The sequence below is a fragment of the Roseateles sp. genome (assembly GCF_019237615.1).
GTDB lineage: Bacteria > Pseudomonadota > Gammaproteobacteria > Burkholderiales > Burkholderiaceae_C > Pelomonas.
Genome location: NZ_JAFAGT010000032.1, coordinates 38791 through 56391, shown reverse-complemented (window position 1 = coordinate 56391; position 17601 = coordinate 38791). Strand labels below are relative to the sequence as shown.

Here is a 17601-nt window from a genome sequence, read left to right as displayed (position 1 = left end):
CGCGCCGCCGCCCCTGGCTGCGGCACCGCCGCCACCGCCCGTCGCGCCGCCGGCGCCCTACCAGATGATCGGCCGCGTCGTCGAAGGCGAGGGCGCCAAGGCCGTCGAGGTCGCGCTGCTGACGGGCCCGAACAAGTCGCTCAGCGCCAGGCGCGGCGACGTCATCGACGGCCAATGGCGCGTCGAGCAGGTGTCCGACAGTGGCGTGCGCCTGACCTGGCTGCCCGCGCAGCTTCCCCAGAACATCGTCTTCAGGCCTGTCCCATGAAGCAGCACTTCCTCATTCTCGTCAGCGCCGCGCTGCTGGCGGCCTGCGCCAACCCGGCGTTGCGCCAGGCCGAAGACCTGGGCCGCAGCAACCAGTGGCCCGCCGCGCTTCGCGTGCTGGACGATGCCGTCTCCAAGGACCCGACCGACCCACAGTTGCGCGCCGCCCAGGTGCGTGCCCGCGAGCAGGCCACGGCCCGCCTCGTGCTGCAGATCGAGGCGCTGCGCGGCGCCGGGCGCTGGGACGAGGCCTCGGCGCTGCTGAGCCAGCTGGCGATGGCCGACGCACGACATCCGCGCCTGGCCGCGCTGACGACCGAGATCGAGCGCAGCCGCCGCCAGGACGCCCAGTTGACCACCGGCCGCGCCGCGCTGAAGGAGGGCCGCATCGAGCGTGCCGATGCCGTGGCGCGCGAGATCCTCGCCGAATCGCCCCAGCATCCGGGTGCGCGCCTGCTCGCCAGCCAGGTCGCCCAGGCGCGGCCGCTGGAGTCGGCGGTCGGCGAGCTGGGCCCGGCTTTCCAGAAGCCGGTCACGCTGGAATTCCGCGAGGCGCCGCTGCGCCAGGTCTTCGAGGCGCTGGCGCGCTCCAGTGGCGTCAACTTCGTCTTCGACAAGGACGTGCGCGCCGACACGCGCGTGACGGTGTTCCTGCGCGGCGTGACGATGGACGAGGCCATGCGCGTCATCCTCAACACCCAGCAGCTGGACCGCAAGCTGCTCAACGACACCTCGGTGCTGATCTTCCCCAACACCGCCGCCAAGCAGCGCGAGCACCAGGAGCTCATCACCCGCACGCTGTACCTCACCAACGCCGACGTGAAGCAGGTGCAGGCCATGGTGCGCACCATCGCCAAGGTGCGCGACATCCACATCGACGAGCGCCTCAACCTGCTGGTCGTGCGCGACACGCCGGAGGTGCTGCGCCTGGTGGAGAAGCTCATCGCGTCGGTGGACCTGCCCGAGCCCGAGGTCATGCTGGAAGTGGAGGTCATGGAACTGGCCACCGACCAGGTGGACGCGCTGGGGCTGCAGCTGCCCGACACGGTGTCCTACGGCCTGCCTGGCATCAACGGCGGCCTGGCCGCTGGCCAGGTCTTCCTGGGCCAGCGCGACCAGTTTCGCGCCACCATCGCCAACCCCGCCATCGTCGCGACGCTGCGCGGCACATCCGGCAACTCCAACATCCTGGCCAATCCCAAGATCCGCGTACGCAACCGCGACAAGGCCAAGGTCCACATCGGCCAGAAGCTGCCGGTGTTCACGACGACGACCAACTTCAACGGCTCGACCTCCGTGGCAGCCTCGGTCAGCTACCTCGACGTCGGCCTCAAGCTCGACGTCGAGCCCACCATCCAGCTCGACAACGACGTGGTCATCAAGGTGGGCCTGGAGGTCAGCAACCTGATTCGCCAGGTCACCGGCCCCGGCAGCACGACGGCCTATGAGATCGGCACGCGCAACACCTCCACCGTGCTGCGCCTGGCCGACGGCGAGACGCAGGTGCTGGCCGGCCTCATCAACGACGAGGACCGCAAGAGCGCGGTGGGCGTGCCGGGCCTGTCGCGCATCCCGGTGCTGGGCCGGCTGTTCGGCACGCAGACCGACACGCGCAACAAGACCGAGGTGGTGCTGCTGATCACGCCGCGCGTGGTGCGCAACCTGGCCGTTCCCGATGCATCGCTGACCCGCCTGGCCAGCGGCATCGACGCCAGCCCCGGTGCCTTCAGCAGCCTGCTGCGACGCGAGGCCCGGGTTGGCGTGGCGCCGGCCAGCGGTGTTGCCGCACCGGCCGCCGCACCGGCCCAGCCCGTCGCGGCGCCCGCCGAGGCCACGCTCAAGCTGGACGTGACGCCCCAGGTGCCGGCCGGTGGCACGGTATCCGTCGCGCTGAAGAACGACAGCGGCCTGCAGATCAAGGGCGAGCTGGAGTACGACGCCAGCAAGCTCACGCCGGCCCAGCCCATTCCGGGCGCTTCACCCGGGCGTTATCCCATCGAGTTGCCGCCGCGTGGCGAACGCGTCGTCGCGCTGCGGGCGCTGCCGCCGGCGGCGGGCCAGGTGCTGAACGTCAGCCTCAGCGGCCTGTCGGCGTCAGGCCTGAACGGCGAGAGTGCGCCGGTGCGCTTGGATGGTGCCGGGCTGCTCACCGTCGACGCCGTCAAGTAGGCCGGGGCCATGCGCGCACGGGGCTTCACCCTGATCGAGATGCTGGTGGTGCTGGCCATGCTGGGCGTGCTTGCCTCGGCGGCACGGCCGCTGCTCGAACTCTCGGTGCAGCGCGGCCGCGAGCACGAGCTGCGCCAGGCGCTGCGCACGCTGCGCGGCGCGCTGGACGCCTACAAGCGCGCGGTCGAGGCCGGCAGCATCGCGTTGAGCCCCGACGACAGCGGCTATCCGCAGAAGCTGCAGCTGCTCGTCGATGGCGTGGCCGATGCGAAGTCGCCCAACGGCCGCAAGATCTACTTTCTGCGCCGCCTGCCGCGCGACCCCTTTGCTCCGAGCGAACTGGGCGCCGCCGAGACCTGGGGGCTGCGTGCCTACGACAGCCCGCCCGACGACCCGCGCGCCGGCAAGGACGTGTTCGACGTGCATTCGCTGTCGGAGCGCAAGGCGCTGGACGGCAGCAGGCTCAAGGACTGGTGACGGCGATGACCAGGCCACGCGGCTTCACCCTCATCGAGCTCATCGTCGTGATGGCCATCGTGGCGCTGCTCGCGTCCATCGCCGCGCCACGCTACTTTGCTTCGCTGAACAAGAGCAAGGAGACGGCGCTGCTGCAGTCGCTCACCACCATGCGCGACGCCATCGACCAGTACGCCGCGGACAAGGGGCGGTATCCCGAGTCCCTGCGGGAACTGGCCGCGGCGCGCTACATCCGCGACATTCCCGAGGACCCGCTGACCGCCAGCCGCGAGACCTGGGTCGAGCTGCCGCCGCCGGCCGAGATGCAGGCCAGCGGCCGCGTCTGGGACGTGCGCAGCGGCGCAGCCGGCCGCAGCGCCGACGGCCGCCTCTACGCGGACTGGTGAGCAAGATGCGCCCCGAGCGCGGCTACAGCTATCTGGCTGTCCTCTTCCTCGTCGCGCTGACGGCCGCCGGCCTGGCGGCGCTGGGCCAGGCCTGGAGCACTGCGGCCCAGCGAGAGCGAGAGCGCGAGCTGGTGTTCCGCGGCGGCGAGATCGCCAGGGCCATCGCGGCCTACGCGCAGGCCACGCCCAACCCGCCGCAGCAGTATCCGAGAAGCCTGGACGACCTGCTCTCGGACCACCGCGGCCTGCGGCCGCGGCACCACCTGCGCCGTGCCTACGCGGACCCCTTCACCGGTGAGCCGGACTGGGAGCTCGTGGCCGAACCGGGCCAGCCGGGCGCGTTCGGCGCCGTGCGCAGCCGCTCCGCGCATGCGCTGCTGCGCGAATACGGCCCTGATGGCGGCCAGGTCCGGGCGGCGCGCGACCTGCTGTTCTCGTCGCGCAACGCGGCGACCGTCGAGGCCCCCGCCGACCCGGCGTCGGCCGCATCCGCGGCCAGCGGGGTGTCAAGGTAATTCGTTACTCGCGCTGTCGAATTTGTACGGGTTAGTCAAGACCATCGCGTCGGTGAATACCCGTTCCCCCCTTGCTTGCATGCCGGGCAAGTGGGGATGGCCGCGGATTTCTGCTCACTCAGAATCGGCCGCCTAGCTTGGCCCGGTGGCCTATGCGCAGGACGTCCAGACACTTGAACCTTGGCCGTCCCTGCGCGAAGTTGATCAACATCGCAAAGAAAGTGGGTAGTCCAATGAAGAAGACTTTGACGTCGATCGCCCTTGCTGCGGTGGCCCTGGCCGCCTCAGTGGGGGCCCAGGCCGGCGTGCTCCGCACGACCATCAACTTCGAGTCGCCCGTCGATACGGCCGGCGCACCCTTCTTGCCCTATGTGACGCACGACGACATCTTCACGCAGCCGGGCCTCGCCGGGCATGACGTCTTCGTCAACATCTTCTCCAACTCCGCGTTCGCCCAGGCCGGCGACCTGGTCGGCGAACTCATCACCGGCGCGAACTCCGGCTCCTGCGCCGGCATCGCCTGCCCGACCAACAACAACTCCACCTTCCTCAACGTCTACGACGACGCCGTGGCGGCCATCGGCAGCGTCGACGGCTTCCGCTTCTCGGTGAAGAGCTTCAAAGCCGCCTTCATCGGCAATGGCGACCCGACCTTCGCCATCCCCGCCGGGGTACGCCTGCGCGGCGTGCTCAACGGTGTCACCACCGACTACATGGCCTGGCTCAGCGGCCCCGACGCCAATGGCAACCTGGGCTTCTCGACCTTTGTGACCGACGCCGCCTTCGCCGCCAAGGAGTTCGACTACGTGCTGGCCTACGGCTTCTTCTGCACGGCGGGCAGCGGCAGCGGCTGCTCGGCCTTCACCACAGACCGCGCGCAGTTCGCCATTGACGACATCGTCATCGAGCATGTGCCCGAGCCGGCCAGCCTGGCTCTGCTGGGCGTCGCCGGCGTCGCCGCCCTGGGCGCCCGTCGCCGCCGCACCGTCTGAACCCGCTTGCACTCTCGAAAGGACCTTCGATGAAGATGATTCTCAAGCCCGCCGCACTGGCGGCGCTGGTTCTGCTGTCTGGCGTGGCCACGAGCTCGCTGGCCCAGAGCCGCAAAACCTATATCGTCCAGCTCAAGGACGAACCGGCAGCCTCCTATCAAGGCACGGTCTCCGGCTACGCCGCCACGCAGCCGGCACCCGGTGAAGCCTTCCAGGCCAGCTCGGCCCGCGTGCAGGCCTACCTTGGCTATCTGAACCAGAAGCAGGGTGAGGTGCTGTCGCTGATCGACCGCAACCAGGTGCTGGCCACCTACGACACGGTCTTCAACGGCTTCTCGGCCCGCCTGACCGAGGACGAGGCGCTGGCCTTGCGCAACAACGGCGATGTCGTTGACCTGTTCGAGGACTCGCCGCGCCAGCTCGACACCATCTCCACCAGCAAGTTCCTGGGCCTGAGCGCACCGGGTGGCCTGTGGACGCAGAGCATCAACGGCAGCGCGATCAAGGGCGAGAACCTCGTCATCGGCGTCATCGACGGCGGCATCTGGCCCGAGAACCCCGCCTTCTTCGACAAGGTGGACGGCAACGGCATCCCGAGCAGCACCGGCACGCAGGTCTACGGCGCGCCGCCGGCCAGCTTCACCGGCGGCTGCACGCCGGGCGAAGGCATCACGGCCGCGCACTGCAACAACAAGCTGGTCGGCATCAAGTATTTCAAGGCCGGCTTCAACGCCACCGGCAACACGCTGCACTGGACCGACTTCGTGTCCGGCCGTGACTCCGTCGCCGGCCCCGTGGGCCATGGCAGCCATGGCGACCACACGGCCTCCACGGCGGCCGGCAACTCGGGCCCCTCGGCCATCGTCAGCGGCCTGAATCTGGGCGCGGCCAGCGGCATGGCGCCGCGCGCCCGTATCGCCGCCTACAAGGTCTGCTGGACCTGGGTGAACCCCGGCGCCACCGACGGCACCGGCAGCCAGAACAACTGCTGGCCGACCGACTCCGTCGCGGCCATCGACGCTGCCGTCAAGGATGGCGTCAACGTCATCAACTTCTCCATCAGCGGCTCGCAGACCACCGTCAACGACCCGGTCGAGCAGGCCTTCTACCGCGCCGCGCTGGCCAACGTCTTCGTTGCCGCGTCCGCGGGCAACAGCGGCCCCGGCCAGGCCGTGGCCCACCTGAGCCCCTGGCTCAGCACCATCGCCGCGTCCACGCACGACCGCGTCTTCAACGGCGACGTGACGCTTGGCAACGGCGCCAAGTACACCGGCGCGTCGATGTCCCAGAACTCCGTGCCGGCCGGCACGGCCTTGATCAACGCCAGCGATGCCGGCCTGCCCGGTGCCAACGCAACCAACCTGCGGCTGTGCTACACGGCCGGCGACAACGGCGGCACGCCGGTGCTGGACCCGGCCAAGGTGACCGGCAAGATCGTCGTCTGCGATCGCGGCACCAACGCCCGTGTCAACAAGAGCGCGGCCGTCGCGGACGCCGGTGGTGTCGGCATGGTCATGGCCGACAACGGCAGCGGCCTCGTCGCCGAACCGCATTCGGTGCCCACCGTGCACGTCACGGCCGCCGACGGCGCGGCCATCAAGGCCTATGCTGCGGGCGGCGCCGGGACCGCAGCCATCAGCACCTTCTACGTCGGCAGCACGACCAACGCGCCGGTCATGGCCGGTTTCTCTTCGCGCGGCCCCAACGCCGGCGATGCCAACCTGCTCAAGCCCGACATCACGGCCCCGGGCGTCGACGTGATCGCGCAGGGCACGCCCGACATCACCCAGGCCGAGCGCGACCAGGTTGTTGCCGGTACGCTGGTGCCGCCGCCCGCCTGGACGACGCTGTCGGGCACCTCCATGGCCAGCCCGCACGTGGCCGGCCTGGGCCTGCTGCTCAGGCAGGCCCACCCGACCTGGTCGCCTGCGGCGATCAAGTCGGCGCTGATGACGACCGCGTTCTCGACGCTGAACGACGGCCTGAGCGGCGCGCAGAACGGCCTGCTGCCCTGGGCCCAGGGTGCCGGCCATGTCGCGCCCCAGAAGGCGACCGATCCGGGCCTGGTCTACGACGCGGGCAAGAACGACTGGGTCAAGTACCAGTGCAAGGTCAACAAGGCCGCCGTCTCGCCGGCCAGCGACTGCACGACGATTGGCACGCTGGACGAGACCTACAACCTCAACCTGCCCTCCATCACCGCCGGCTCGGTCTACACCACCGGCGTGACCGTGACGCGCCGCGTGACCAATGTTGGCAACACCAGTGCCACCTACGTGGCGTCCGCCAGCGTTCCGAACTTCACGACCGTCGTGACGCCCAGCACGCTGACGCTGGCCGTTGGCGAGACCAAGAGCTTCACGGTCAAGCTGACGCCCAACGCCGCTGCCGCCGCCAACACCTGGTACTTCGGCAGCCTGACCTGGAATGATGGCGCCGGTCACGTCGTGCGCAGCCCCGTGCAGGCCCGCCTCGGCGTGCCCATCAGCGCACCGACCGGGATGAGCGGCCTCACGACTTCCGGCACCCGCACGTTCACGATCAAGACCGGCATCGCCGGCCGGATCTCGGCGCGCAAGGGCGGCATGAAGGACGTGACGATGTCGCCGTCCGCGACGCTGACGCCGGGTGTCGGCCTGAGCTCCGCGCAACTGGCGACGGTCTGCCGCGCCGGTACCGACACCAGCAATGTCAAGGTCTACAAGTTCGACGTGCCGGCCAACACCATCGTCGCGCGCTGGGCGCTGCGCCAGGCGGACACCAGCGGCCCGATGGACGACAACGACATGCTCGTCGTCACGCCGAGCAACACGACCCTCTACTCCGGTTCCGAAGGCAGCAACGAGGCCGTGCAGATCAGCAGCCCGGCCGCTGGCAGCTACACCGTCTGCGTGCATGCCTACGGCGGCCAGCCGCAGATGACGCACTCGCTGTCCAGCTGGGTCGTCACGCCGAGCGATACCGGTGGCAACTTCACGGTGCTGGTGCCCAGCCAGGTCTACGCCGGCAGCTCCGCGACGGTTGGCATGAGCTGGTCGGGCCTGACCAATGGCAAGCGCTACGTCGGTGGCGCCCAGTGGGTGGACCCGAACGGTGCCGTGCAGTCGGCCACCGTGCTGCGCGTCGAACCGGGCGTGGCCGTCCTCAGCGAGGCGCTCGACACGGCACCGCGCAAGCTGGCGGAGGTCACCGAGGAGTAGTCGAGAAGTACCGGCCCGCTCCGGGCCGCTGCATCCCAGGCCGCATGCCGCGAGGCATGCGGCCTTTTTACGCTCTCAGCGCGCCGTAGCCGGCGTCGCGAGCTTGCAGCGCCCCGCCACGCAGGCCGCGCCCGGGTCGACGACCATGGCGCAGTTCGACAGCATGCCACTGGCCTCGATCTCGCGTCGCTGTGCCTCGGCCTGACGCCGTGCCAGCTCGGCCAGCCGCGGCGCATCGGTGCTTTGCGTGGACCAGGCCACATAGCCCGCCGGCCCGCCGCAGGCCTTGGCGCCCACGGCGACGGTGCGGCATTGCAAGTCGGCGCTGCAGGCCGCCGGGCCGATGAGGGCATGCAACTCCCGCCCCAGTCGCTGGGACTCGGCCTCGGCAGGGGACGCGGGAGGCGTCTGGGCGCAGCTGGCGAGGGCGCTCAGCGCGAGCAGGGGACTGAGCAATCGTTGCGGTTTCATGCCCCCATGGTGAGCCGCGCGGGGACGCTTGGCAACAACTAGGATGCAGCCATGCACGCCCTGCTGTCTTTATCGCTCGGTCTTGCAGCGCTGGCGCCCGCCGCCGCCCAGGAAGGCTGCCAGCCGGTCGCGGAGACCGTGCTGGCCGCGCTGAACGCGCTGCGCGCGCAACCACAGGCCTGCGGCGAACGCGTCTGGCCGGCCGTTGCGGCCCTGCGCGCCAGCCCGGTGCTGGCCGAATCGGCGCATCGCTATGCGATGGACCTGGCGGCGCGCGACCGCATCGACCACCAGGGTGCGGCCAGCGGCTCGCTACGCGCGCGGCTGCGCGAGGCCGGCTATGCGGTGCGCGTGGTGGGTGAGAACCTGGCCGGCGGCCCCGAGACGCTGGACGACGCGCTGGCCCAGTGGCTGGCCAGCCCGGCGCATTGCGAGAACCTGATGCTGGCCGACTTCCAGGAGTTCGGCCTGGCCTGCGTGAACGGGCCGGGGCGCTTCCAGCGCTACTGGGTGCTGCACCTGGCTGCCGCCGCAAGACAGGGGCCCTCGTCCCGGTAGTACCCGGGCCGGCCCCACTGGGGCCCGCAGCGCTCGCGGGAAAGCCCCTTTCGCACATCGCCAAGGCGGGCCAGCCTGCGGCGGCCCGGCGCTCGGCGCGTCAAATCCAGCCCAGATCGATGGCGCGCAGCACGGCCTGCGTGCGATCGCGCACGCCCATCTTGGAGAAGATGGCCGAGCAGTGGTTCTTGATGACGCCCTCGCTGTTGCCCAGCAGTCCGGCGATCTCGGTGTTGCTGCGGCCGCTGGCGACGAGGCGAAGCACCTGCAGCTCCTTGGGCGACAGTGGGTCCGGATGGTCGGCCGCCGTGAAGGCGCGCTCGCCGCCACGGGCCTCCATGCGCGTCGTCAACGAGGGGCGCAGCGCGGTGCCGCCGGCGTGGACGTCGCGCAGGGCCTGGGCCAGCGTCTCGGGGCTGATGGCCTTGAGCAGGAAGCCGCGGGCACCGGCGCGCACGGCCTCGTCGAAGGCGGCCGTGTCGTCGAAGGTCGTCAGCAGGACGGTCGGCAGGCGCAGCGCCCGCGCGGCCAGCGCACGGATCAGGCCGATGCCGTCCAGGCGCGGCATGCGCATGTCGGAGAGGATGACGTCGGGCATGTCGTCGGCAGCGGCCGCCGACAGCCATTCCAGCGCCTCGGCACCGTCGCTGGCCTCGCCGACGACCTGCAGCTCGTCGTGCAGCGCCAGCAGGCCCTTGAGGCCTTCGCGCACCAGTTGCTGGTCTTCGACCAGCAGGATCTTGATCACACCCATCGCGGACATCTCAGCTCGATTCGAAACCCAGGGCTGGTGCGCGTCACGCGCATCTGCCCGCCCAGTTCGGCCATGCGCTCGGCCATGCCCGAGAGGCCGTTGCCGGCACGGCCTGCGTGCCAGTGCGGCGCGCCCCGCCCATCATCGTCGATGCCGACGGCCACCTCATCCCCTTCACCCCTGAGTTCAACCTGAACGCGACGCGCGCCGGCGTGGCGCACGCTGTTGGTCACGCCCTCCTGCACGCAGCGCAGCAGCGCATGCGCCGCGCGAGGGCCGAGGTCCCGCGCCGCCTCGTCCAGCTTCAGCTCGATGCGCGTGCTGGCGATGCCCTCGGCCAGGGCCTGCAGCGCGGCAGACAGGTCGATGCGCTGCGAGCTGCGCTGCTGCGACACGGCTTCGCGGACGTCCGCCAGCAACTGCGCCGCCACGCCCTGCGCGCGCCCCAGGGCCTGGCCGGCACCGCCCGAGTCCGCGCGCGCCAGCAGCGCGCCGCCCAGCTGCAGCTGCAGGTTGAGCGCCGTCAGGTGGTGGCCCATCAGGTCGTGCAGCTCGCGGGCGATCTGCATGCGCTCGCTGTAGCGCAGCTGCTCGGCCAGCAATTGCTCGCCGGCCATCTGCTCGGCCAGCACGGCCTGCAGCCAGCGGCGCTTCTCGGCCTCGGCCGCCGCCATGCGCCCCAGGCCGAAGGCGAGGCCGTGCAGGGCCAGCATGGCGCTGAGCATGCCGAACTGGTCCAGCCAGGCGGTCGTCGACGCATAGACGTAGATGCCGGTGTTCAGCACCACCTGGGCCGCCGCGAAGCCCAGCGCCAGGCGGGCCGGCAGAACGACGGCGGCCAGCGCCGTGACGAGGAAGGGCAGGCCCGGCGTCACGCCGAAGGCCAGCAGGTCCACGAGCAGCAAGCCGCCCAGGCGCTGGTTGACGGGCACTGCCGTCTGGCCCTGGCGCGCGAGCCGGAAGATCAGCGCGACGAAGGCCAGCAGCAGCCCCACGCAGACCAGCACCAGGCCGCGGTCGCTGACGTTGCCGCCCAGCTGGCGCCAGACCCAGGCGGCCAGGCCGTCGTAGGGCTCGGTGCGCACGCCCAGCAGCGCCGAGCCGGCGCTGACCAGCTCCATCGCGCAGAACACCAGCGCCGCCAGGCGCAGCACGACGCCGGGCTCGGCCAGGCGCGCGAGCAGGCGGTCGAACTTGGTCATTCGGCCAAGGCTTGCGCGATGACGCCGCCGCCCAGGCAGACATCGCCGTCGTAGACCACGGCGCTCTGGCCGGGCGTGACGGCCCATTGCGGGTCGGGGAAGCGCAGTGTCAGCCGGCCCGACGCGTCAAAGCCCACGCGGCAGGGTGCATCCGCCTGTCGGTAGCGCGTCTTGGCCGCGGCCGTGCCGGTGGCGGGCGCATGGCCGGCGATCCAGCTCAGATCGTCGGCGACGAGGGCCGGGCTCTGCAGCAGCGGATGGTCGTGACCCTGCACGACGATCAGCGTGTTGCTCGGGATGTCCTTGGCCGCGACGAACCAGGGCTCATGCTCGCCGCCGCCGCGCGGTGCACCCTTGTCCTTCACACCGCCTATGCCCAGGCCCTGACGCTGGCCCAGCGTGTAGAACGACAGGCCCACATGCTGGCCCAGCTTGCGGCCACGCTCGTCCTTGATGGGGCCGGGCTGGTGCGACAGGTATTTGTTCAGGAACTCGCGGAAAGGCCGCTCGCCGATGAAGCAGATGCCGGTCGAGTCCTTCTTCTTCGCGTTGGGCAGTCCGATCTCGGCGGCGATACGGCGCACCTCGGTCTTGGGCAGGTGACCCACCGGAAACATCGCCTTGCTCATCTGCGCCTGCGTCAGGCGGTGCAGGAAGTAGCTCTGGTCCTTCAGCGGGTCAAGGCCCTTCAGCAGCTGGAACTCGCCATCGACTTCACGCACCCGCGCATAGTGGCCGGTCGCGATCTTCTCGGCGCCCAGCCGCATCGCATGGTCCAGGAAGGCCTTGAACTTGATCTCGGCGTTGCACAGCACGTCCGGGTTGGGCGTGCGGCCGGCCTGGTACTCGCTCAGGAAGCTCTCGAAGACGCGGTCCTTGTACTCGGCCGCGAAGTTGACATGCTCGATCTCTATGCCCAGCACGTCGGCCACCGAGGCGGCGTCCAGGAAGTCCTGGCGCGTCGAGCAGTACTCGTCGTCGTCATCGTCTTCCCAGTTCTTCATGAAGATGGCGATGACCTCGTGGCCTTGCTCTTTCAGCAGGTGGGCGGTCACGGCCGAGTCCACGCCGCCGGACAGGCCCACGACGACGCGGTGTTTCTTGGGGGAACTCATGGGGCCGATTGTCCCAAAGCCCCCTTCAACCGGGGCCGAACAGGCTTTCGGCGCGCTGGTAGAGCACCCAGCTGGTGGCGATGTACTTGTCGCCGCCCAGCGGCCGGTTGCCACGGTGGGTGTGCGTGAAGCCGCCCGGCGCGATGAGCAGCGTGCCCGCGCGCGGCGCGATCTTGCGGTCCTGGTAGAGGAATTCGGTCTCGCCGGCAGCAAAGTCGTCGTTCAGATAGATGGTCCACAGCACCGCGCGGTGCAGCGCCTCGCCCTGGTCCAGCCGCGGGTACTGCTCGCAATGCCAGTAGGGATAGCCGCCCTGGTCGGCCTGGTAGCGCTGCAGATTGATCGCACCGGGGCGGAAGACCTTGGCGACCAGCCCCATCAGCTGCGCATCGCCCAGCCCCGCGACGCCGTCGGCATCGAGCGGGGCCAGCCTGCCGTCCGGGCCCTGCATCTGCAGCTTCAGCGGCGCCAGCGCCAGGTGGGCGTAGCGGCGCAGGTACTGCTTGAAGCCGGCGATGACGACCTGGTTGAGCTGCTCGCAGGCATCGGCCCATTCCGGGTGGCGACTGATGGCGATGTCCCAGCTGTCCTTCATCGCGACGTCCACGCCGCTGCCCGTCTCGCCGCGCTGCACGCGGGGGCTGGCCTGGAAGCGCGCGACCAGCGCGCGGCAGGCCTCGGGGCTCAGCGCGCCGTCATAGACCTCGATGAAGTCGGGCGCCGTCATGGCTGGGCGGCTGCCGCCGGTTTGAAGAGCTGGCGCAGCGCCAGCAGCGCGGCCGGGTGGTAGATCGTCGCGTGGGTCTCCTGCGGCATGGGCTGGTATTGCCAGGCGCTGCCGGGCGCCAGCTCGCGCTTCAGCATGGCGACGAAGGTCTGGGCCGGCGCGACCAGGCTGGGCTCCGAACTGGTGGCCAGGAAGAGCCGCGGCGCCGCGCCCTTGCGCTGGCGCAGTGCAGCCTGGGCCGTGGGCGTCAACCCGGCGTTGTTCCACCACAGGCTGGGGTCGAAGGCGATGTAGGTGCTGAAGAGACCGGGCTCCAGCGCCCAGGTCTCGACGACGAACAGCCCGGCCAGAGATTCGCCCATCAGCACGCGCTCATCCGTCACGCGGTAGCGCGCGGCGACGGCCGGCAGCAGCTCGTCGCGGATGAAGGCACGGAAGGCCGCCGAGCCGCCGACCTGCGGCGCGATCTTGCGGTCGCTGTCCTGCTCGGTCGGCCCCGTCAGGTCGCGCCGCCGCTGGGTGTTCTCTATGCCCACCAGCAGGAAGGGGCGCAGGGTCCCGTTGGCGAAGCCGACCTGCAGCAGCCCGGCGACATGCAGGAAATCCTCCGCGATGCCGCCGTCGGGCATCACCAGCACCGGCAGGCGCGCGGTCGGGCTCTCGGCATAGCCGGGCGGTGCGTAGACGTTGATGCGGCGCGTCTCGGCCAGCGCGCGGGACGCCAGCGTCAGCGTGTCGCCGATCACCAGCGGCTGGGGGGCGCCGAGTTCGGCGGCCGAGGCGAGCGGCGCGAGGATGAGCAGCAGGGTAGCGGCGATGGCGCCGCGGCAACGTTGAATCAGGTGCATGGTGTCAAGTCTTGACCAAGGGCCGGGCCAGCGAGGGATGGGCGGAGACTGTATCCAGTGGCAGGCGTCGGCCGGCGGCGTGGTCACGCACGCATTGCAACACCAGCGGGCTGCGGTGGCGGTCGGCGCAGGCGGCCAGTTCCGCCTCGCTCATCCACAGGGTGCGGCGTATGCCCTGGTCCAGCGCCCGGCCGGCGATGGCCTCGCCGACGGCACCGCTGAAGGCAAGGCGCACATAGGTCACGTCCTCGCCCACCCCCGCCGGGCCGCTCCCAAGGGGGCAATCTCGCTCGGGGGACGGCGGCGTACTCGCCGCCTGGGGGCCCGCAGGTCGTGCCGGCCGCACGAAGCGGGCCAGGTAGACGCCCAGGAAGGCCTCGGGCACAAAGTGGCGTGCCGTCTCCTCCAGCGCCTCGCGCACGACGGCCTCGACGGGGCTTTCGCCCTGCTTCAGATGGCCGGCCGGGTTGTTCAGCATCAGGCCCTCGGGTGTCTCCTCCTCGACCAGCAGATAGCGCCCGGCCTGCGCGATGACGGCGGCGACGGTGACGCTGGGGCGGAATCTCTCCATCAAGACTTCCTCTCGAATTCCCGAAGCGGGCGGACACGGGCATTGTGTAAGCTGCCGCGCACCCCTGACCGCAAGGAGATTCCATGCAGATCGGCGTCCCGCGCGAACGCGCGGCCGGAGAAACCCGCGTGGCCGTCACGCCAGAGACGGCCAAGAAGCTCAAGGCCCAGGGCCATGTGTTGCGCATCGAGTCGGGCGCCGGCGTCGCGGCCAGCGCCACAGATGCTGCCTACGAGGCCGTGGGCTGCGAGATCGTCGACCAGGCTGCGGCGCTGGGCGCCGAGATGGTGCTGAAGGTGCGCGCACCGGGCGCCGACGAGCTGCCGCTGATGAAGCGGGGCACGGCACTGGTGGGCATGCTCAACCCCTTCGACCGCGATGGCCTGCAGGCCATGGCCGCGGCGGGCCTGACGGGCTTCGCGCTGGAGGCGGCGCCGCGCACGACGCGAGCCCAGAGCATGGACGTGCTGTCCAGCCAGGCCAATATCGCCGGCTACAAGGCCGTCATGATCGCGGCCGACCGCTACCAGCGCTTCTTCCCCATGCTGATGACGGCGGCCGGCACCGTGAAGGCGGCGCGCGTCGTCGTGCTCGGCGTGGGCGTTGCGGGCCTGCAGGCCATCGCGACGGCCAAGCGCCTGGGCGCCGTCATCGAGGCCAGCGACGTGCGGCCGTCGGTGAAGGAGCAGGTCGAGTCGCTGGGCGCCAAGTTCATCGACGTGCCCTACGAGACGGCCGAGGAGAAGGAGGCGGCCGAGGGCGTGGGCGGCTATGCGCGGCCCATGCCGCAGAGCTGGCTGGACCGGCAGAAGGCCGAGGTGGCCAAGCGCGTCGCCGCCGCCGACATCGTCATCACGACGGCGTTGATCCCCGGCCGTGCCGCGCCGGTGCTGGTGACCGAGGAGATGGTCAAGGCCATGAAGCCGGGCTCGGTCATCGTCGACATCGCGGCGCCGGCGGGCGGCAACTGCCCGCTGACGGAGGCCGGCAGGACCGTGACCAAGCACGGCGTCGTCATCGTCGGCGAGACCAACCTGCCGGCGCTGGTGGCGGCCGATGCGTCGGCGCTGTACGCGCGCAACGTGCTGGACTTCATGAAGCTCGTCATCACCCAGGAGGGCGGCTTTCACGTGCCGCTGGATGACGACATCGTCGCGGCCTGCCGCGTGACCCAAGACGGACAAGTGACGAGGGCTTGAGCACCATGGAAATCGTCGACCACACCATCATCAACCTGATCATCTTCGTGCTGGCCATCTACGTGGGCTACCACGTCGTCTGGACGGTGACGCCAGCGCTGCACACGCCGCTGATGGCCGTGACCAACGCGATCTCGGCCATCGTCATCGTCGGCGCCATGCTGGCCGCGGCGCTGACCGAGACGCCGTTCGCCAAGGGCATGGGCGTGCTGGCCGTGGCGCTGGCGGCGGTCAACATCTTCGGCGGCTTCCTCGTGACGAGGCGCATGCTGGAGATGTTCAAGAAGAAGGACAAGGGCGCGGCGAAGAAGGAGGGTGCGTGATGACTCAGCTGAGGACACGTCGGTTGGAGGCCAAGCTGTTGGTCTGGATCGCAGTCGAAGGCCTGGTGCTGGCCTCGCTCGCGGGGATCACCGTCGGCCATGAGGTGCATTGGCTCGCCGGCGTGGCAGCCGCGGCTCTGTGCGTCTGGGGGCTGCTCGGCTGGGTGCGTCGCGGGGCAATGCGGCGGCTCCTGGACTCGCACGGGGAGCAAGCATGAGCCTCAATCTCGTCACGCTGCTCTACCTCGTCGCGAGCGTCTGCTTCATCCAGGCGCTCAAGGGCCTGTCGCATCCCACGACGTCCATACGCGGCAATCTGTTCGGCATGGCCGGCATGACCATCGCCGTGCTGACGACGGCGGCCCTGATCGTCAAGCTGGCCGGCTCGGGGGCAGGCCTGCTCTGGGTGCTCGTCGGCCTCGTCGTCGGCGGCGGCTACGGCGCCTGGCGGGCCAAGACGGTCGAGATGACCAAGATGCCCGAGCTGGTGGCCTTCTTCCACAGCATGATCGGCCTGGCGGCCGTCGCCATCGCGATCGCCGCGGCGGCCGAGCCCTCGGCCTTCGGCATCGCGCCGTTCGGCGGCCACCAGATCCCGCCAGGCAACCGCATCGAGCTCGCACTCGGTGCCTTCATCGGTGCCATCACGTTCACCGGCTCGGTCATCGCCTGGGGCAAGCTGTCGGGCAGGAGCAAGTTCCGCCTCTTCCAGGGCGCGCCAGTGCAGTTCGCCGGTCAGCACTGGGTCAACCTGGCGCTGGGCCTGGCGGCCGTCTTCTTCATCTTCGGCTTCTGGCACAGCCAGAGCGCGATGGACTTCTGGCTGGTCGTGGCGCTGGGCTTCGTGCTGGGCGTGACGCTGATCATCCCCATCGGCGGGGCCGACATGCCCGTGGTCGTGTCCATGTTGAACAGCTACTCCGGCTGGGCGGCCGCGGGCATAGGCTTCTCGCTGAACAACGCGATGCTGATCATCGCCGGTTCGCTGGTGGGCAGCTCGGGCGCGATCCTGAGCTACATCATGTGCAAGGCGATGAACCGCTCGTTCTTCAACGTGATCCTGGGCGGCTTCGGCGGCGAAGCCGGCGGCCCGGCGGCAGGGGCTGCGCAGCAGCGCAACGTGAAGAGCGGCAGCGCCGACGACGCGGCCTTCGTGATGGGCAATGCCGAGACCGTCATCATCGTGCCTGGCTATGGCCTCGCGGTGGCGCGCGCCCAGCATGCGGTCAAGGAGCTGGCCGCCAAGCTGACCGAGAAGGGCGTGACGGTGAAATACGCCATCCATCCCGTCGCCGGCCGCATGCCCGGCCACATGAACGTGCTGCTGGCCGAGGCCGAGGTGCCCTACGACCAGGTGTTCGAGATGGAGGACATCAACGCCGAGTTCGCGCAGGCCGACGTGGCCATCATCCTGGGCGCCAACGACGTCGTGAATCCGGCCGCGCATGTGAAGGGCAGCCCCATCTTCGGCATGCCCATCCTGGAGGCGCACAAGGCCAAGACCGTCATCGTCAACAAGCGCTCCATGGCCGCGGGCTATGCGGGCCTGGACAACGAGCTGTTCTACATGGACAAGACCATGATGGTGTTCGGCGACGCGAAGAAGGTCGTGGAGGACATGCTCAAGGCGGTGGAGTAGCCTGGCCCTTGACAAGGCGGCAGCATCAGCCAGCCTGCTGGTCAAGCTGGCTGATCGGGCATGAGGCCTGATCCGGCCCGCTTGTTCAAGGCTCCTGAGCTGCCGCATGGCCGACCACGCCTTTGCGTTCGGGCCTTGCTGGAGCAGCTCCTCATGCAGCCCGGCGTCTCGGCACCGCGCGCTGCGCG

The 17601-nt window shown here is 70.0% G+C and carries 18 protein-coding genes and 1 pseudogene; 12 read left to right on the top strand and 7 right to left on the bottom strand.

Translation table 11 applies throughout. From position 1 onward, the window contains the following. The 7 genes and pseudogenes from JOY88_RS05815 to JOY88_RS05785 all read left to right on the top strand — a co-directional run. Positions 1-268: pseudogene (locus JOY88_RS05815) on the top strand (hypothetical protein); the annotation flags it as partial. Beyond that, positions 265-2436: a secretin GspD/PilQ domain-containing protein gene (locus JOY88_RS05810; RefSeq protein ID WP_293501146.1), complete on the top strand. Its 2172-nt coding sequence runs from the start codon at positions 265-267 to the stop codon at positions 2434-2436. The pseudogene JOY88_RS05815 and the gene JOY88_RS05810, both read left to right, overlap by 4 nt. Before the next feature lie 9 nt (positions 2437-2445). Then, complete coding sequence (locus JOY88_RS05805) at positions 2446-2913, top strand: type II secretion system protein (RefSeq protein WP_293501145.1); 468 nt, start codon at positions 2446-2448, stop codon at positions 2911-2913. 5 nt (positions 2914-2918) lie between these two features. Continuing rightward, positions 2919-3299: a type II secretion system protein gene (locus tag JOY88_RS05800; RefSeq protein WP_293501144.1), complete on the top strand. Its 381-nt coding sequence runs from the start codon at positions 2919-2921 to the stop codon at positions 3297-3299. After that, the gene (locus JOY88_RS05795; RefSeq protein WP_293501143.1) at positions 3296-3814 is read left to right on the top strand and encodes a type II secretion system protein; all 519 of its coding nucleotides are present in this window, start codon (positions 3296-3298) and stop codon (positions 3812-3814) included. The genes JOY88_RS05800 and JOY88_RS05795 overlap by 4 nt, the downstream gene beginning before the upstream one ends. 233 nt (positions 3815-4047) lie before the next feature. Continuing rightward, a complete protein-coding gene (locus JOY88_RS05790; protein WP_293501142.1) occupies positions 4048-4806 on the top strand; it encodes an NF038120 family PEP-CTERM protein in 759 nt (252 codons plus the stop codon). Positions 4807-4835: 29 nt separating this feature from the next. Further along, positions 4836-8006 (top strand): S8 family serine peptidase, encoded by a 3171-nt coding sequence (locus tag JOY88_RS05785; RefSeq protein ID WP_293501141.1) that lies wholly within the window; start codon positions 4836-4838, stop codon positions 8004-8006. Positions 8007-8081: 75 nt separating this feature from the next. Here JOY88_RS05785 and JOY88_RS05780 read toward each other — a convergent pair whose 3' ends face one another. Next, positions 8082-8477: a hypothetical protein gene (locus tag JOY88_RS05780; RefSeq protein ID WP_293501140.1), complete on the bottom strand. Its 396-nt coding sequence runs from the start codon at positions 8475-8477 to the stop codon at positions 8082-8084. Between the two features lie 51 nt (positions 8478-8528). Between JOY88_RS05780 and JOY88_RS05775 the strand changes: the two genes are divergently transcribed. Then, positions 8529-9035 (top strand): CAP domain-containing protein, encoded by a 507-nt coding sequence (locus JOY88_RS05775; protein ID WP_293501138.1) that lies wholly within the window; start codon positions 8529-8531, stop codon positions 9033-9035. 100 nt (positions 9036-9135) lie between these two features. Here the strand turns inward: JOY88_RS05775 and JOY88_RS05770 are convergent, their stop codons facing one another. From JOY88_RS05770 to JOY88_RS05745, 6 genes are read right to left on the bottom strand one after another with little or no spacing between them, the layout of a single operon-like run. After that, positions 9136-9789: a response regulator gene (locus tag JOY88_RS05770; RefSeq protein WP_293501137.1), complete on the bottom strand. Its 654-nt coding sequence runs from the start codon at positions 9787-9789 to the stop codon at positions 9136-9138. Then, on the bottom strand, positions 9780-10991 hold the full coding sequence (locus JOY88_RS05765) for a sensor histidine kinase (protein WP_293501136.1): 1212 nt from the start codon (positions 10989-10991) through the stop codon (positions 9780-9782). The genes JOY88_RS05770 and JOY88_RS05765 overlap by 10 nt, the downstream gene beginning before the upstream one ends. Next, complete coding sequence (mnmA, locus tag JOY88_RS05760) at positions 10988-12106, bottom strand: tRNA 2-thiouridine(34) synthase MnmA (protein WP_293501134.1); 1119 nt, start codon at positions 12104-12106, stop codon at positions 10988-10990. The genes JOY88_RS05765 and mnmA overlap by 4 nt, the downstream gene beginning before the upstream one ends. Positions 12107-12131: 25 nt before the next feature. After that, positions 12132-12833 carry a 2OG-Fe(II) oxygenase gene (locus tag JOY88_RS05755; RefSeq protein WP_293501132.1) on the bottom strand — a complete coding sequence of 234 codons (702 nt, stop codon included), beginning with the start codon at positions 12831-12833 and terminating at the stop codon, positions 12132-12134. After that, positions 12830-13681, bottom strand: a complete 852-nt coding sequence (locus JOY88_RS05750) for an alpha/beta hydrolase (protein WP_293501131.1) — start codon at positions 13679-13681, stop codon at positions 12830-12832. Before JOY88_RS05750 ends, JOY88_RS05755 begins: the two co-directional genes overlap by 4 nt. 4 nt (positions 13682-13685) lie before the next feature. Then, on the bottom strand, positions 13686-14252 hold the full coding sequence (locus JOY88_RS05745; RefSeq protein WP_293501129.1) for an NUDIX domain-containing protein: 567 nt from the start codon (positions 14250-14252) through the stop codon (positions 13686-13688). 83 nt (positions 14253-14335) lie between these two features. On the opposite strand from JOY88_RS05745, the gene JOY88_RS05740 reads away from it, so the two are divergent. Genes JOY88_RS05740 through JOY88_RS05725 form a run of 4 tightly spaced genes read left to right on the top strand, consistent with a single transcriptional unit; the run spans position 14336 to position 17413 of the window. Next, on the top strand, positions 14336-15451 hold the full coding sequence (locus JOY88_RS05740) for a Re/Si-specific NAD(P)(+) transhydrogenase subunit alpha (RefSeq protein WP_293501127.1): 1116 nt from the start codon (positions 14336-14338) through the stop codon (positions 15449-15451). Between the two features lie 5 nt (positions 15452-15456). Continuing rightward, the gene (locus JOY88_RS05735; RefSeq protein ID WP_293501149.1) at positions 15457-15774 is read left to right on the top strand and encodes an NAD(P) transhydrogenase subunit alpha part 2; all 318 of its coding nucleotides are present in this window, start codon (positions 15457-15459) and stop codon (positions 15772-15774) included. Further along, positions 15774-15992, top strand: a complete 219-nt coding sequence (locus tag JOY88_RS05730; protein WP_293501125.1) for a hypothetical protein — start codon at positions 15774-15776, stop codon at positions 15990-15992. The genes JOY88_RS05735 and JOY88_RS05730 overlap by 1 nt, the downstream gene beginning before the upstream one ends. Continuing rightward, positions 15989-17413 (top strand): NAD(P)(+) transhydrogenase (Re/Si-specific) subunit beta, encoded by a 1425-nt coding sequence (locus tag JOY88_RS05725; protein ID WP_293501123.1) that lies wholly within the window; start codon positions 15989-15991, stop codon positions 17411-17413. The genes JOY88_RS05730 and JOY88_RS05725 overlap by 4 nt, the downstream gene beginning before the upstream one ends. Positions 17414-17601 lie beyond the last annotated feature (188 nt).

Excerpts from the sequence above, each read along its gene's own strand:
- JOY88_RS05745 (WP_293501129.1), bottom strand. The coding sequence starts at position 14,252 with ATGGAGAGATTCCGCCCCAGCGTCACCGTCGCCGCCGTCATCGCGCAG.
- JOY88_RS05735 (WP_293501149.1), top strand. The coding sequence starts at position 15,457 with ATGGAAATCGTCGACCACACCATCATCAACCTGATCATCTTCGTGCTG.
- mnmA (WP_293501134.1), bottom strand. The coding sequence starts at position 12,106 with ATGAGTTCCCCCAAGAAACACCGCGTCGTCGTGGGCCTGTCCGGCGGC.
- JOY88_RS05800 (WP_293501144.1), top strand. The coding sequence starts at position 2,919 with ATGACCAGGCCACGCGGCTTCACCCTCATCGAGCTCATCGTCGTGATG.
- JOY88_RS05750 (WP_293501131.1), bottom strand. The coding sequence starts at position 13,681 with ATGCACCTGATTCAACGTTGCCGCGGCGCCATCGCCGCTACCCTGCTG.
- JOY88_RS05780 (WP_293501140.1), bottom strand. The coding sequence starts at position 8,477 with ATGAAACCGCAACGATTGCTCAGTCCCCTGCTCGCGCTGAGCGCCCTC.
- JOY88_RS05810 (WP_293501146.1), top strand. The coding sequence starts at position 265 with ATGAAGCAGCACTTCCTCATTCTCGTCAGCGCCGCGCTGCTGGCGGCC.
- JOY88_RS05725 (WP_293501123.1), top strand. The coding sequence starts at position 15,989 with ATGAGCCTCAATCTCGTCACGCTGCTCTACCTCGTCGCGAGCGTCTGC.
- JOY88_RS05730 (WP_293501125.1), top strand. The coding sequence starts at position 15,774 with ATGACTCAGCTGAGGACACGTCGGTTGGAGGCCAAGCTGTTGGTCTGG.
- JOY88_RS05755 (WP_293501132.1), bottom strand. The coding sequence starts at position 12,833 with ATGACGGCGCCCGACTTCATCGAGGTCTATGACGGCGCGCTGAGCCCC.
- JOY88_RS05775 (WP_293501138.1), top strand. The coding sequence starts at position 8,529 with ATGCACGCCCTGCTGTCTTTATCGCTCGGTCTTGCAGCGCTGGCGCCC.
- JOY88_RS05740 (WP_293501127.1), top strand. The coding sequence starts at position 14,336 with ATGCAGATCGGCGTCCCGCGCGAACGCGCGGCCGGAGAAACCCGCGTG.
- JOY88_RS05765 (WP_293501136.1), bottom strand. The coding sequence starts at position 10,991 with ATGACCAAGTTCGACCGCCTGCTCGCGCGCCTGGCCGAGCCCGGCGTC.
- JOY88_RS05805 (WP_293501145.1), top strand. The coding sequence starts at position 2,446 with ATGCGCGCACGGGGCTTCACCCTGATCGAGATGCTGGTGGTGCTGGCC.
- JOY88_RS05785 (WP_293501141.1), top strand. The coding sequence starts at position 4,836 with ATGAAGATGATTCTCAAGCCCGCCGCACTGGCGGCGCTGGTTCTGCTG.
- JOY88_RS05770 (WP_293501137.1), bottom strand. The coding sequence starts at position 9,789 with ATGGGTGTGATCAAGATCCTGCTGGTCGAAGACCAGCAACTGGTGCGC.
- JOY88_RS05790 (WP_293501142.1), top strand. The coding sequence starts at position 4,048 with ATGAAGAAGACTTTGACGTCGATCGCCCTTGCTGCGGTGGCCCTGGCC.